The organism is Variovorax sp. Varisp36 (assembly GCF_047304235.1).
GTDB lineage: Bacteria > Pseudomonadota > Gammaproteobacteria > Burkholderiales > Burkholderiaceae_C > Variovorax.
The window spans coordinates 1-244 of record NZ_JBGLYU010000133.1 but is presented as its reverse complement, the minus strand read 5'-3'; the positions used below and the strand labels follow the sequence as shown (position 1 = coordinate 244).

At 55.7% G+C, this 244-nt stretch carries 1 pseudogene; it reads right to left on the bottom strand.

The features are described from left to right. Positions 1-228: pseudogene (locus ACCD11_RS28465) on the bottom strand (ABC transporter ATP-binding protein); the annotation flags it as partial. Positions 229-244 lie beyond the last annotated feature (16 nt).

The window sequence follows — 244 nt, the reverse complement described above, 5'->3', positions numbered from 1 at the left end:
GACCGAAATCAGAGAACGAATGTCGGTGGCCGACATGTCACGGCCTTCACCACAGGCCTCGACCTGAAATCGCACGAGCACAGTGAAATGGTCAGACACCGATTCGGCAAAGTCGACGTATTTCTCCACCAGAAGAATCGATAGCTGCCCCTTGTGCGAGGCGATGACGGCCTTGATCTCCTGCACGATGGAGGGCTTGATGCCTTCCGTGGGTTCATCGAGAATCATCAGCGTTGGCTGGGTC